Below are 14352 nucleotides of genomic sequence, written 5' to 3' on the forward strand. Positions count from 1 at the left end.
TGAGCACTTTTTTTAGCCCCGGTTGAGGGCCTGTCGGAAGTGTTTCCGTTGCGCTAAACTGCCCTGCCGCGATGGGGAGTTGCGGCAGGGCAGTTCGGGTGGTGCGTCCGGGGTTCTCCGGGCAGTCGCGGAGCTTTAGAACGCCTTCACAACGGCGTCAACGAGCTGCTGGATGCCGAGCACGATGAACAGCAGTGCGGTGACTCCCAGAGCGATGTTGGTGTGCAGTTTGTTCGCCCAGGCCTTGGGGACCCGGTGCCCGTTGAGCAGGCCCAGCAGCGTGATGGCCAGGAACGGCATGAACAGCGATCCGAGGACGCCGTAGGCCAGGATCAGGCCGATCGGCTTGCCGAGCAGGAACAGCAGCATCGGCGGGAAGGTCAGCCAGAGAACGTAGAACTTGAAGTACTTTCCGCCGATCCGGGTGTCCGGGTGGCCGGATTCCTTGCCGCGCATGTTGCCCCAGAAATCGGCGAACATCAGGGAGACGCCGTTCCAGACACCGATGATGGAGGAGAAGGACGCAGCCCAGAATCCGACCAGGAACCCGGTGCCAACGACGTCGCCGTATTCGGCCTTCAGGACGTCGTAGAGGTCCAGCAGGCCCTCGTCGCCCGAGCTCAGCGAGACTCCGGCGGAACGGACCACCTCGGCGCCGACGATCAGCATGGCGATCACGAAGATGCCGGTCATCACGTAGGCCATCGAGTTGTCGATGCGCATGACCTTCATCCACTTGGGCGTGTACCAGCCCTTTTCCCGCAGCCAGTAACCGTATGCGGCGAGGGTAATGGTGCCGCCCACGCCGCCGGCCAGCGCGAGGGTGTAGACCACGCCGCCCTCGGGGATGCGCGGGACCAGGCCGGAGAACATTTCGGGCAGGTTGGGCGCGGCGATGATGGCCAGGCCCACCACGGTAATGAACATGATGCCGACCAGCACGGCAGTGATTTTTTCGAAGGTCGCATACCGGCCGAACCAGACCATGACAAAGCCGGCCAGGCCCATGAGGATGGCGAAGGCCCACAGCGGGATGCCGGGGAACAGCGCCGCCAGCGGCAAGGCGGCGGAGGACATGGCGGTGGCCCCGTAGACGAAGCCCCAGATCATGATGTACGGACCGAAGTACCAGGTGGTCCACTTGCCAAGTGAGCGCCAGCCTTCAAAGATGGTCTTGCCGGTGGCCAGCGTGTAGCGTCCGGCGCCTTCCACCAGGATGATCTTGAGGATCACGCCCAGGATCACTGCCCAGAGCAGGCCGTAACCGTATTTGGAACCGGCGACCAGGGTGGCCACCATGTCGGCAGCGCCCACGCCGGTGGCGGCAACCACCAGTCCGGGACCGACGACCTTCCATTTCGCGGGAGCACCGCCGTCGTCATCCACCCGGTCCGCATGCGCGACCGGTGGTCTGGGAACAGAACTGTTGTCGGCCATGAGCCAGAAATCCTTACCTACGCAGATTTGGGCAGCCGCAAGCCACTGTGCTCGCGGTCACCAGAGTCGATGCATTCTCTCACGGGGAGCATGCGCGTCCGGAATCAGATGTCACCGGGTTCAACCGGGCGCGGCTGCGGCTCCGCCAGCGGATCCAGGACCCGGACGTCCAGGCCCGCATAGCGGGCAGCATCGGCGCTGACCACGGTCAAGTGGTGATGCCGGGCGGTGGCCGCAAGGACGGCCGGGCTGAGGGGACCGTTGTGTTCGCACGCGAGCGCAACGTGATGGTCCACGGGCAGGATGTTGGCTGCGAAGCGGGTGGCCAGTTCCCGGACCCAGCCGTCCTCCGCGGCGCTGTCCGGGTCCCGGGCGGGCGACAGTTCGCACAGGCTCAACGCCGAGATGAACATCCGCTGGTGCCGCCTGCGGGCCAGGAAGTCCGTGATCACCGGGTCCGGGCTGGCGCCGCGGATCCGGGTGAGGATTCCAATGTCCAGGAGCAGCCCCGAGGAAGTGTTCATACCGCGGTTCTTCCGTTCCCCAGCAGGAAATCCACAAAGGAGGCGCGGGTGGTCACCAGCAGTTCATAGTCGTGCAGCGACACTGCCTGCAGGGCCGGCTGCGGCTCCGGAGGGTTGGAGTGCTGTGAGCCGTTGAGTAACTGTGAGCCGGTGAGGGGCGCTGGGAAGTTGTCCATGAGAATACGGCGGCGTGCGCCGGTCCTTTCGGCGTGCTCTTGCCCGCACCGGTTGCCCGAAGGCGAGTGCAGGCCACTTCTTCATCCGAACCACCCAACGAGCGTGGGGTTGGTATGCGGCCAAGTCGGAGCTTGGCGGCCGCAGTTCTTGAAGCTGTTTGGAAGTATAACCAGCTTTGCCCGCCGTCGGCGCGTGTTGCCCCGTGTGTCCTCTGCCCGACTACGGCGTGGCCGCAGCCCGCATCCGCTCCCCGTCATGCAGCGAGAGCGACGACGCCACAAGGGTCTTCGTGTACTGGTGTGCGGGTGCGGCGTAGATCTGCTCGGTGGGACCGGTCTCCACGATCCGGCCGCGGTGCATGACGGCCACCGTGTCGCACAGGTGCCGCACGACGCCCAGGTCGTGGGAGACAAACACCAGGGTGAGCTGGTATTTGTCCACGAGGTCGGAGAGCAGGTTCAGCACCTGGGCCCGCACCGAGACGTCCAGCGCGCTGACCGGCTCATCGGCCACCAGGATCCGCGGTTCGCAGATCAGCGCGCGGGCAATGGCAATGCGCTGCCGCTGGCCGCCGGAGAACTGGTGCGGGAAACGGTCCGCGGCCTCCTGCGGCAAGCCGACGGCGGCGAGCATCTGCGCCACCGCCCCGGCATGGTGGCGCGCGGGCACGGGCACGCCGGGCAGCAGCAGCGGTTCGGCGATGATGTCACCCACCCGCATCCGCGGGTTCAGGGACCCCATCGGATCCTGGAACACGATCTGCAGCTCGCGGCGCAGGTCGCGCAGCTGTCCCTCCCGGGAGCCGGCCACCTCGTTGCCGGCGACCGTCACGCTGCCCGACGACGGCAGGTCCAGCCCGGCAAGGATGCGCAGCAGGGTGGATTTGCCCGAGCCGGACTCCCCCACCACACCGAACCGCTGCCCGGCGGCTACGTCGAAGGAAACGTCCCGCAGCGCGTGCACCTCGGCGGGCGGCCGGAAGAGCGAGCTGCGCTGGCGGCGGTAGATGCGGGTCAGGTCCCGGACCCGGATCAGCGGGCTGGCCGGCGCCTCGTCCGGGGTCGGGATGCGTGCGACGGCGGCCGGCGCGGGTTCCGCGGCTCGTGCCGGTTCGGCGGCCGGCAACTGGTCGGCAGCGGGCGCCTGGTCGGCGGAGGGCGCCTGGTTGGCGGAGGGCGCCGGCGGCGTGGCTCGAGCAGACGCCGGCGTATACCCGGCTGCGGTGGCCACTGTGAACAGCCGGCCGTTGCCGTCCGTCGCGGTCAGGTCCGAGGCGGCCAGCAGCCCCCGGGTATAGGGATGCTGCGGCCGGGAAAACACCTCGTCTGTGGCGCCCTGTTCCACCAGGGTCCCGCTGCGCATCACCAGGATGCGGTCGCAGATGCTCGCGGCCACGGCCAGGTCATGGGTGATGAACAGCAGTCCGCTTCCCCGGCGCGCGACGCCGTCGGATATCAGCTCCAGCATCTGGCGCTGCACGCTCACGTCCAAGGCGGTGGTGGGCTCGTCGCAAATCAGCAGGTCGGGATCGTTGGCCAGTGCCATGGCCAGCAGAACCCGTTGCCGCTGCCCGCCGGAGAGCTGGTGCGGATAGGCCCGCGCGGCCTCGGCCGGATCCGGCAGCTGCACGGAGGCCAGCAGGTCCACGCTGCGCTGCGCCGCGGCCGCCCGTCCGGGCACGGTCCGGTGCCGGGTGAGCACCTCGGCGACCTGCCGCCCAACCTTCATCAGCGGGTTCAGGGCGGTCAGGGGTTCCTGGAACACCATGCCCAGCCGGTTGCCGCGCAGCCGGCTCAGCTGCCGGTCGGAGGCGCCGATCAGGTCGTGATCGACACCGTCCAGCCGCACGGAGCCGGTGGCGGAGACACCCTCGGGCAGCAGCCCCATGAGGGCCGCAGCGGTCAGGGACTTGCCGGATCCGGATTCGCCGATCAGGCCCACCCGCTCGCCGCGGGCCAGGGTCAGCGCAAAGTCCTGCACCAGCACCTTCTCCCGGGCCGTGACGGTCAGTCCGGCCACATCCAGCAGCGGCCGCACCATCAGCGTTCTCCGTTCAGTTTGGGATCGAACCGGTCCCGCAGCCCGTCGCCGAGCAGGTTGAAGCCGAGCACCGCCACCGCGATGGCCGCGCCGGGCCAGAGCGCCAAGGACGGATAGGTGCCCAGGAACTGCTGCGATTCCTGCAGCATCCGCCCCCAGGAGGGCACCGGCGGCGGAGTGCCCAGGCCCAGGAAGGACAGCGCGGCCTCGGCGAGGACCGCCAGCCCGAAGGTGACCGAGCACTGCACCACCACCATCCCGGCGATGTTGGGCAGCACATGCCGGCGGGCGATGCGCAGCGCCGGCTGGCTGGCGGCCCGGGCGGCCAGCACGTACTCGGTGCTCATGACCTGCAGGGTTCCGGACCGGGCGACACGGGCGAAGCCCGGGATGGAGCCGATCCCGATGGCGACCATCGCCGTCGTCGTGCCCGCGCCGAAGACGGCGCCGAACATGATCGCCAGCAGCAGCGCCGGGAACGCCAGCAGGATGTCCGCGCCGCGCATGGTGACTTCCTCGACCGCGCCGCGGCGCATGCCCGCGAGGATGCCCAGCGGGGTGCCGATGAGCGCGGCAATGCCGACCGCCACCAGCCCGACAAACAGGGTGATCCGGGCGCCGTACAGGATGCCGGAGAAGACATCGCGCCCGTAGCGGTCGGTGCCCATCAGGTGTTCGGCGCTGGACCCCTGCAGCCGGTCCGCGGGGAACGCCTGCACCGGGTCGTAGGGGGTCCAGAGAAAGGACAGCAGGGCGGCCAGCACCACCACGGCAACCAGGACGGCGCCGGAGAGCAGGGTGGGCAAGATTTTCCGGACGGTCATGTGCGCTTCCTGAGCCGGGGATCCACGATGGTGTAGAGCACGTCGACCAGCAGGTTGATGATCAGGGTCAGGGCCACCAGCACCATCACAACCGACTGCACGGTGAGCAGGTCCCGGTTGCCCACCGCGTCCAGCAGCATGGAGCCCAGGCCGGGGATGACGAAGACGCGTTCAATGACGACGGCGCCGATGATCAGCGCCGCCAGCTGCACGCTGGCCACGGTCAGCACCGGCACCGCGGCGTTGCGCAGCCCGTGCCGAACCAGGGCTTCGAGCTTGCCCAAGCCCTTGGCGCGGGCGGTGCGCAGATAGTCCTCGTTCAGCACTTCCAGCACGGCGGAGCGGACGTAGCGGGTCAGGACCGCACCCTGCACCGAGGCCAGGGCGAGCACCGGCAGGGTGACCCGGTGCAGGAAATCGGCAAAGTCCGCGCCGGGCGGAGTCCAGCCGTTGGCCGGGAACCAGCCCAGCCCGACAGCGAACACCACCACCAGCATGATGGCGGCCAGGAAGCCCGGCACCGCAACACCCAGCTGGCTCAGGCCGCTGAGCAGCACGCCGCTGGGTTTGCGGTGCCGCAGTACGGCCAGCGTGCCGAACGGCACGGCAATCAGCAGGGCCGCCGCCATGGCCAGGCCGACCAGGATCAGCGAGACCTGCAACCGGTCCAGGACCAGCGGGCTGATGTCGGTCCGGGTGATGTAGGAGGTGCCGAAATCCCCGCGGAGCAGGCCGGACACCCAGTCAAAGTACTGCACCGGGAGCGGGCGATCGGTGCCGAATTCGCGGCGGGTCTGCTCCAGCAGCTCCGGGGTGGCGTTGACGCCGAGCGCAATCTGCGCCGGGTCCCCGGGGATGGCGCGCATGAAGAAGAACACGGCAACGGTGGCTGCCAGGAAGGTCAGCACAAACCGTGCCGCGTTGATCAGCAGGCGGATTCCCACGTTGGGCTACTGCCAGCCCACGGCGCCCAGATCCAGCGCCTCCGTGACCGAGTTTGCGGGAAGGCCGGTGACCCCGGCCTTGGCCACCACAATGTTGGGGAACAGGAACAGGACGTTGGCGGCGGCGTCGTCGTTGATTGTGCGCACCACCTCCTGCATGCCGGAGACGTATCCTGCCTCGTCGGCGGCGTCCGCGGCTGCGGCGGTGTCCTTGATCCGGGCATTGTCGTAGCCGAGGTAGTAGTCCGGGTTGTTGAACATGGTCAGCACATCACGGCTCTCCACGGCCAGGACCACCGACATGTCGTAGTCGTGCCGGGTGAAGACCCGGTCCAGCCAGACGGCGGGGAACTCGGCGGATTCGATGGTGGCGTTGATGCCCACCTCGGCCAACTGGGAGACCACGATCTCGGACACGGCGGTGGCGTAGGGCCGGGTGGGAACGGTGAACGTGATGTCCAGGTTCTCGGCGCCGGCCTCGGCCAGCAGCGCGCGGGCCTTCTCCGGATCGTAGGGGTAGGTGTTGTTGAGGTCCTCGTAATAGGGGTCGGTGGGCGGCACCGGCGCGCCCACCAATGTGCCGTAGCCGCTCCACGCGGTGTCCAACACGGCCTGCCGGTCCACGGCGTGCAGCACTGCCTGCCGGACGCGGATGTCGTTGAAGGGCGCGCGGGCGTTGTTCATGGACAGGACGATTTCGCCGTTGGAGGTGCCCTCCAGGACCTGGAACCCGTCGTCGCCGTCGAAGGTCGGCAGCAGCTCGGGGGCCTGCATGTTGTAGACCACGTCCACGTCCCCGGAGCGCAGCGCGTTGGTGGTGGCGACGGCGTCGGCGAAGTAGCGCAGCGTCGCGGTGTCCACCTTGGGCGCGGTCCCCCAGTAGTCCGGGCGCGCCGCGAAGTCGATGGACTCCCCGCGGTTCCACGCCTCGATGGTGAAGGGGCCGGTGCCGACGGCGGTGGAGGCCAGGTCCGCGACGCCGCTTGCGTCGAACATGGCGCCCACGGGGGTGCCGAGATCGAACAGCCAGGCGTTGGAGGGGCGCGAGAGCTGCACCTGCACCTCGGTGTCGCTGAGCACGGTGACGGACTCCACGACGTCCATCTTGGTTTTCAGGGAGGAGAGCCAATCCGACTTCACGCGCTCCAGGCTGAACTTCACGTCCTCGGCGGTGAACGCCGCACCGTTGTTGAACGTCACGTCCGGCTGCAGGGTGAAGGTGTAGGTGGTGCGGTCCTCGCTGATGTCCCAGGAGGATGCCAGCAGCGGCTGGACCGTTCCGTCCTGGTCGATTTCCACCAGCCCCTCGTACACATTGGCCATCAGCGCCTGCGGAATGGCCGCGCCGGCGGTGGTGGTGAAGTCAAGGTTCGCCGGTTCCCCGGTCAGCGCGACGACGACGCCGGTGGTGCCGCCGTTTTCTCCGCTGCCGCTGCCGCCTGCATCGGGGGCCGAGGACCCGCCGGACCCGGCAGAACAGGCGCTGAGCGTCAGCGCGGCCGCCAGCAGCAGGGCAGCCGCCGGCGAGCGGGCAGGAATACGGCGCATCGGGGTTCTCCATCAGTGGGGCCGGGCCGAACCCGGAGGGCGCCGGGCAGAGGCCGGCGCCAAATGTTGTCTTACATAGTATGGACGCGCGTGGGAACAGAGCGGAAATTTCGCTCGGCCGCCCCGCCAATGTCGGTGATTGCAGAACCGGCACATCGGGGATAGGTTCAGGCCATCGCGGCGCTTGGCCGGGGGGACTGAAAGGACACGACGACGTGCGTAAAAAATTCATCGGGGCCGGACTGGCAGCAGCGCTGCTGCTCACCGGATGCGGCGATTCTTCCGCCGGCTCCAGTAACGAAGGCGGTTCCGAAGGGGCCACGCTGGTGGTTTACACCAACTCCGACTCGGACGGAAAGGGTGACTGGCTCAAGGAGCAGGCCACGGCAGCGGGCTTCAACCTGGAGATCGTCGGGCTCGGCGGCGGAGACCTGACCAACCGCATCATCGCCGAGGGAGGCAACCCGGTGGCCGACGTCGTCTTCGGGCTGAACAACATGTACTTCGAACAGATCAAGGCCGAAGACCTGCTGGAGCCCTACACGCCCGAGTGGTCCGGTGACGTTGATGAGGGCCTGGGCGACGGCGAAACCTTCTGGCCGATCGTGCAGCAGGGCATCGTGCTGGCCTACAACACCGCGGCCGTTCCGGAAGCCGACGCACCCGAAGACTGGACCGACCTGTGGACCGACGAGCAGTACAAGGGACGCTACGAATCCGTCAGCACCCTGGCCGGGGCCACGCAGCAGATCATCATGGCCAGCATCCTGACCCGCTATCCGGATGAGTCCGGTGACCTGGGCATTTCCGACGAGGGCTGGGAGCAGGTCCGCGGCTACTTCGAAAACGGCTCCAAGGCCGTGGAAGGCGAAGACCTCTTTGCCCGCATGGCCGCGGGCACCGTGGACATGGGGCAGATGACCATCAGCGGCCTTCCTGCCCGCGAAGCGCAGTACGGCATCGACGCCGGCGTCATGGCCCCGGAGGTCGGGGTCCCGTACGCCGTGGAGCAGGTGGGCATCATCAAGGGCACGGATACGCAGACCGAGGCGGAGCGGTTCATCGACTGGTTCGGCGGCGGCGAAACGCAGGGTGCCTTTGCCGCCGAGTTCGCCAGCCTTCCGGCCAACCAAAAGGCGCTGGAAATGACCGATCCCGAAGTGCTCGAGGCCTATGAGGCGATTCCCCCGCAGGAGATGGACTGGTTGTTCGTTCGGGACAATATCTCCGCGTGGGTGGAAAAAATCGAACTCGAATACATGCCCTGACAGGAAAAATGATGATCCGGTACGACAACATTGAGGTTTCGTTCGACGATTTCGTCGCCATTCCCCAGCTCGACCTGGAGATTCAGGAGGGTGAGTTTTTCACCCTCCTGGGCCCTTCGGGCTGCGGAAAGACCACGGCGCTGCGCACGCTCGCCGGGTTTATCAGTCCCAGCCGCGGAGACGTGTTTGTGGACGGAAAGCGCGTCACCCACCTTTCCAGCGACAAGCGCAGCATCGGCATGGTGTTTCAGAACTATGCACTGTTCCCCAGCATGAATGTCTGGGAAAACATCGCTTTTGGCCTGAAGGTGCGCAAGGACTCCAAGACCGACACCGCCCGGCTCGTCACCGAGATCGCCGGTCAGATGGAACTGAGCGACGAGCAGCTGCAAAAGAACGTCTCGGAGCTTTCCGGCGGCCAGCAACAGCGCGTCGCCATTGCCCGCGCCCTGGTGCTCAAACCGAAAATCCTGCTGCTGGATGAACCGCTCTCCAACCTGGACGCCAAGCTGCGCGTCCAGCTGCGCAGCCAGCTCAAGGACCTGCAGAGCCAGTTCGGCATCACCACGGTCTACGTCACCCACGACCAGGACGAAGCCCTCACCATGTCCGACCGGATCGCAGTGTTCAACAAGGGCGTGGTCGAACATGTCGGGCCGCCACAGGAAATTTACGAGCGTTCCGCCACGGAATTTGTCTGCAACTTCATCGGAGACATCAACATCCTGGATGCCGAGCTGGTGCACCGCCTGAACGAACGCTCCCCTGCGGCCCTGGACCCGGCAAAAAGCTCCTACCTCCGGGTGGAAAAGGTGTCCCTGGATCCCGTGACCGCCAGCCCCGGGGCGGTGAAGCTCAACGGCGTGGTGTCTGCCCGCAGCTACCACGGCATGCATTCGCGCTACACGGTGACCACGGGCCAGAACCGGATCAAGGCCCTCGTCACCGAGAACGGGCTGACCCGGATGGATGTGGGCGACAGCGCCGATCTGTTCATCGATCCCGCGAACGTTCTGCAGTACTAGGCTCCGAGCAGATGAAAACATCCGTCAAGAGCATGCTGCGCTCCCCGCTGGTGGTGGTGACCTCCCTCGTGCTGGTGTGGTTCATCAGCACCTTCCTGATCCTGCCCAACATCAACCTCCTGACTGAGACGTTCTTTCCCAAGGGCGAGTTCTCCGGACGGGCGGTCGAGAAACTGCTGAGCTCGGACCGGGCCATGAAGTCCCTGACCAACAGCTTCATCCTCGCCGTGGTCCTGTCCGTTTCCGTCAATGCCGTGGGCATTTTCATTGTCCTGGTCACCCAGTACTTCGACATCAAGGGTGCCCGGATCCTGTGGCTCGGGTACGCCACCACGCTGATCTATGGCGGGATTGTCCTGGTTGCCGGGTACAAATTCATCTACGGCCAGAACGGCTTTGTCACCAACCTGCTTCTGGGGTGGTTCCCGGGACTGGATCCGGGCTGGTTCAGCGGGTTCTTCGCAGTGGTGTTCGTCATGACGTTCTCCACGACCTCCAACCACATGCTGTTCCTCTCGTCGGCCCTGAGCAAAGTGGACTACCAGACCATCGAGGCGGCCCGGAATATGGGGGCCTCCACGCTGCGGATCCTCTGGCGGATCGTGCTGCCCATGATGCGGCCCATGCTGTTTGCGATCACCATCCTGGTGTTCCTGGGCGGGCTTAGCGCCCTGACCGCACCGCAGGTGCTGGGCGGGGAGAACTTCCAGACCATCAGCCCGATGATCCTGACCTTCTCGGGCAGCTCGACTTCCCGAGACATCGCAGCGCTGCTGGCCCTGATCCTGGGCCTGGCCACAGTGGTGATGCTCGCCATCATGAGCCGGGTGGAACGGGGCGGCACGTATTTCTCCGTCTCCAAGGTCTCCGCCGGGATGCAAAAGCAAAAGATCGAAAACCCGGTGGCCAACGTCTTGGTTCACATTGCCGCCTACGCACTGTTCCTGGTGTACTCGCTGCCGATCCTGCTGATCGTCCTCTTCTCCTTCACCGACACCGCCAGCATCTCCTCGGCCACGCTCGCCTGGGATCGTTTCACGCTGGACAACTACCTCACCGTGTTCACCGACGAGTCCGCCTTCCGGCCGTTCGCCGTCAGCGTGGCCTACAGCGCGGTGGCGGCGGTCGTCGTCGTCGGCGGTCTGCTGTTTGTGGCCCGGATGGTGCAGAAGTACCGGAATCCGATCACGACGGCCGCGGAGTACCTGCTGCACATTCCCTGGATCCTGCCCTCGACGCTCATTGCGCTGGGCCTGATCATGACCTTCGACCGGCCGTCGGCGTTCCTTGGCGGTCAGGTGCTGACCGGGACCGCGTGGGTGCTGCTGGCCGCCTACATCATCATCAAGATTCCATTCACGCTGCGCATGCTCAAGGCTGCGTTCTATTCGGTCAGCGATTCCCTTGAGGACGCAGCGTCGATCCTCGGGGCGAAGTCGCTCTACACCTTCCGGCGGGTGCTGCTGCCCATTGTGCTTCCGGCGGCGGCGGCCATCACCGCACTGAACTTCAATAGCCTCCTGGATGACTACGACACGGCCGTGTTTCTCTACCATCCCCTGTACGAACCACTGGGCATCGTCATCAAGAACAGCACCCAGGGCGAGAACATCAGCGACGCCATGGCCCTGACCTTCGTCTACACCGTCCTGCTGATGATCATCATGGGGGCGACCATGTATCTGGTCTACGGGCGGTCGGTGAAGAGCAAGAAGCGCCGCCGGGCCGTGGTCCTGCCGGAGGTTCCGGAGCAGCCGGCAGCTCAGGCGCCCCGCGAGGCGCCGGCGCCGGACGACGACGCCAGGCTCACCCGACTGTAGGGCGCAGCCCGCGGCACCGTTAACGCAGAAGCAGGACGGGAATCACTTCCCGTCCTGCTTCTTATTCAAGCCGATTCCCGGAGGAACCTAAAAATAGATTTAGAGGGCCTGGATGTTTACGGCCTGGGGACCCTTGGGGCCCTGCTCGGTGTCGAAGCTAACCTTCTGGTTCTCTTCAAGCGAGCGGTAGCCACTCGAGTTGATAGCGGAGTAGTGAGCGAAAACGTCGGCGCTTCCGTCATCGGGCTCGATGAAGCCGAAGCCCTTTTCGGAGTTGAACCATTTCACGGTACCTGTTGCCATTTTTAATCATCCTTCTAAAGAAACCACCCCCGACCTTCGGGGAGTTTCACGCTGCGGCGCCGGAAAGTGGCACCTGACAGAAAAAGCGGCTTGCCCCTGATTTGGGTTTCGCCGCTTGAACACAAGATGCCCAACGCTACAACTGGGTCCAGTATACACAGGGCCCCTTCAGGGCGGCACCCTCAGTGCCCGCACTACTCGTTAGGCTTGAGGTATGCGTTCCACCACCGTTTCCGCCGCTTCGGGTTCATCCCATGAGCCTGCCGCAGCCTCCTCCCCCGGTCTTCCCCCCATGTCCTCCCCCATCGACACCTACCTTCAACAAATCCACGCGGAGATCGCGGAGCTGAAGGATGGCAAGCCGTACAGCAGCATTCCGGCCATGGCCAACGTAAACCCGGATAATTTCGGCATCGCGCTGGCAACGGCCGACGGGTACGTCTATGAGATTGGCGACACCCGGGAGGAATTCAGCATCCAGTCCATCTCCAAGCCCTTCACCTACGGGCTGGCACTGGCGGACCGCGGCATGGAAGCCGTGGACGCCAAAGTCGACGTTGAGCCCTCCGGAGATTCCTTCAACGAGATGTCCCTGGCCGAAGGAACCGGACGCCCGGCCAACGCCATGATCAACGCGGGGGCCCTTACCGCCACTTCCCTGGTCCGCGGCTCCGGCGGCATCACCCGCTTCAACCGGATCCTGAACACCTATTCGGCCTTCGCCGGCCGCCAGCTGTCCGTGAGCGAACGGATCTACCGGTCCGAGCTCAAGTCCGGCCACCGCAACCATGCCCTGGCCTATCTCCTGCGGTCCTTCGACATCATTGAATCCGATCCCACACCGGTCATCAAGGACTACTTCCGCCAGTGCTCGGTCATGGTCAACGCGCTGGACCTCGCCCGGATGGCGGCCACCCTGGCCAACAGCGGCCGCAATCCGATCACCGACGACCAGGTCCTGGACATTGCCTCCGTGGAACGCGTCCTGTCAGTGATGGCCACCTGCGGCATGTACGACGACGCCGGCGCCTGGCTTTCCAGTGTCGGCATGCCGGCCAAATCCGGGGTTGGCGGCGGAACCATCGCCGTCCTGCCCGGGCAGGTGGGCCTTGCCGTGTACTCTCCCCCGCTGGACGCGCACGGCTCCAGTGTCCGCGGCGTCGCCACCAGCCAGCGGATCTCCCACGACATGCAGCTGCATTTCGTCCGGGCAGCCCGCACCGGCCGCTCCGCCATCCGCAACGTCTACGACATCACTGCCGCACCCTCAGGCATCCGGCGCACCGATGAAGCCGTTGAAGTGCTCCGCAGCCACGGCCACCGCGCGCAAGTCCTGGAGCTCAACGGAGATCTGCTCTTCGCCGGGGCGGAATCGGTGGTGCGGGCGCTTTCCCAGCTGGACGACGACGTCGAAGTCGTGGTCCTGGATCTGCGCAGCGTCGACGAGGTGTCCGAGGTGGCGCTCCGCCTGTTCGCCGAGTCCGCGGAGATGCTGGTCGAGAGCGGCCGCGGATTGGTGCTGGTCGATGGCGAAGGAACGGTCACCGATGAGCTGGCGAAGCGGGGCTGGGAGGTGCCGTCCTTCGCGACCCGCAATGCCGCCGTCGAACACTGCGAGACGCAGCTCATTGATGCCTACGGATCCGAGCTGGTCATGCCGGACATCATGGAACCCGTCGATTCGCCGGTCCTGAGCCATCTCGACCCGGAGGATGCGCAGGCGGTCCAGGAACGGATGGAAGACCTGGTCTACGAAGACGGTGACCTGGTCCGACGGGTGGGGCAGCGGTTCGGCGGGGTGTTCTTCATCGTCTCGGGCACGATTGCCACGTCCATGCCCGCGCCGGACGGTTCACGAATCAAGCTCACCACCCTCGGCCCCGGCATGACCTTCGGCGAAATGGCCCTGGGCACGGATAAGCGGCAGGAAACAACGGTCAAGGCGGCCGGCGAGGTCCGGCTCAAGGTCCTGACCGCCGACGCGATGGAGTCTCTGGAGGAGGAGAACCCACGGCTGGCGATGGAGCTGTGGAAGGCGCTCACCCGGGACGCCTACACGCGGGTGGAGCAGTACATTCGGGAAAGCGCCCTGCGGGCCCGCGACTGATCCTCGGGGGACGCGGCTGGTCCCCGCGGAACGTGCCGCGGCACGGGGCAGACCCCTAGGGAACCCGGCCGGGGGCGGGGCGCCACCGTGCTCCCCCCTGCCCGGGAGGGGTTCTGGCGGTTCCTGGGTCATTCCGGGTGCTTTTGTGCCTGCTGGCACACGGGTTCCCACCCTTTGTGGCAGATGTGCACTCTCCTGACCCCACCAGCCCCAGCAGTGGTCAAACAGTGGGAACCAGTGCGGCGCGCAGGGGTCGCGGCGGAACAACTGGCCGAATTACCGCTACCGGGCCGTCCTGGCTTGGGTTGACCGGACCTGGACCAGCTGTCCCTCCC

At 66.1% G+C, this 14352-nt stretch carries 12 protein-coding genes and 1 riboswitch; of the genes, 4 read left to right on the forward strand and 8 right to left on the reverse strand.

The features are described from left to right. Positions 1-135: 135 nt before the first annotated feature. The 7 genes from QNO00_RS13120 to QNO00_RS13150 all read right to left on the reverse strand — a co-directional run bounded on the left by QNO00_RS13120 (position 136) and on the right by QNO00_RS13150 (position 7494). Positions 136-1437, reverse strand: coding sequence for an Nramp family divalent metal transporter (locus tag QNO00_RS13120; RefSeq protein ID WP_284024808.1), 1302 nt, complete (start codon positions 1435-1437; stop codon positions 136-138). A gap of 104 nt (positions 1438-1541) precedes the next feature. After that, positions 1542-1961, reverse strand: a complete 420-nt coding sequence (locus QNO00_RS13125) for a PIN domain-containing protein (RefSeq protein WP_229964580.1) — start codon at positions 1959-1961, stop codon at positions 1542-1544. Then, on the reverse strand, positions 1958-2137 hold the full coding sequence (locus QNO00_RS13130) for a hypothetical protein (RefSeq protein ID WP_229964579.1): 180 nt from the start codon (positions 2135-2137) through the stop codon (positions 1958-1960). The genes QNO00_RS13125 and QNO00_RS13130 overlap by 4 nt, the downstream gene beginning before the upstream one ends. Positions 2138-2167: 30 nt before the next feature. After that, positions 2168-2291, reverse strand: a riboswitch (SAM riboswitch). A gap of 66 nt (positions 2292-2357) precedes the next feature. Then, positions 2358-4178, reverse strand: coding sequence for a dipeptide ABC transporter ATP-binding protein (locus QNO00_RS13135; RefSeq protein WP_284024809.1), 1821 nt, complete (start codon positions 4176-4178; stop codon positions 2358-2360). After that, a complete protein-coding gene (locus tag QNO00_RS13140) occupies positions 4178-5002 on the reverse strand; it encodes an ABC transporter permease (protein ID WP_284024810.1) in 825 nt (274 codons plus the stop codon). Before QNO00_RS13140 ends, QNO00_RS13135 begins: the two co-directional genes overlap by 1 nt. After that, positions 4999-5946: an ABC transporter permease gene (locus tag QNO00_RS13145; RefSeq protein ID WP_284024811.1), complete on the reverse strand. Its 948-nt coding sequence runs from the start codon at positions 5944-5946 to the stop codon at positions 4999-5001. The genes QNO00_RS13140 and QNO00_RS13145 overlap by 4 nt, the downstream gene beginning before the upstream one ends. Positions 5947-5952: 6 nt before the next feature. After that, positions 5953-7494 carry an ABC transporter substrate-binding protein gene (locus QNO00_RS13150; RefSeq protein WP_284024812.1) on the reverse strand — a complete coding sequence of 514 codons (1542 nt, stop codon included), beginning with the start codon at positions 7492-7494 and terminating at the stop codon, positions 5953-5955. A 215-nt stretch (positions 7495-7709) separates the two neighbouring features. Here QNO00_RS13150 and QNO00_RS13155 point away from each other — a divergent pair, with 215 nt between their 5' ends. The 3 genes from QNO00_RS13155 to QNO00_RS13165 are packed head-to-tail and all read left to right on the forward strand — an operon-like array spanning position 7710 to position 11607. After that, positions 7710-8762 (forward strand): extracellular solute-binding protein, encoded by a 1053-nt coding sequence (locus tag QNO00_RS13155; RefSeq protein ID WP_284024813.1) that lies wholly within the window; start codon positions 7710-7712, stop codon positions 8760-8762. Between the two features lie 11 nt (positions 8763-8773). Beyond that, complete coding sequence (locus tag QNO00_RS13160) at positions 8774-9787, forward strand: ABC transporter ATP-binding protein (RefSeq protein WP_229964573.1); 1014 nt, start codon at positions 8774-8776, stop codon at positions 9785-9787. Positions 9788-9798: 11 nt separating this feature from the next. After that, entirely contained in the window at positions 9799-11607 is a 1809-nt protein-coding gene (locus QNO00_RS13165) for an ABC transporter permease (protein ID WP_284024814.1), read from the forward strand. Between the two features lie 99 nt (positions 11608-11706). On the opposite strand, the gene QNO00_RS13170 is transcribed toward QNO00_RS13165, so the two are convergent. Beyond that, a complete protein-coding gene (locus tag QNO00_RS13170; RefSeq protein ID WP_104055094.1) occupies positions 11707-11910 on the reverse strand; it encodes a cold-shock protein in 204 nt (67 codons plus the stop codon). Positions 11911-12124: 214 nt separating this feature from the next. Between QNO00_RS13170 and glsA the strand changes: the two genes are divergently transcribed. Continuing rightward, positions 12125-14017 (forward strand): glutaminase A, encoded by a 1893-nt coding sequence (gene glsA / locus QNO00_RS13175; protein WP_229964571.1) that lies wholly within the window; start codon positions 12125-12127, stop codon positions 14015-14017. Positions 14018-14352 lie beyond the last annotated feature (335 nt).

This window comes from Arthrobacter sp. zg-Y1219 (assembly GCF_030125545.1).
GTDB lineage: Bacteria > Actinomycetota > Actinomycetes > Actinomycetales > Micrococcaceae > Arthrobacter_B.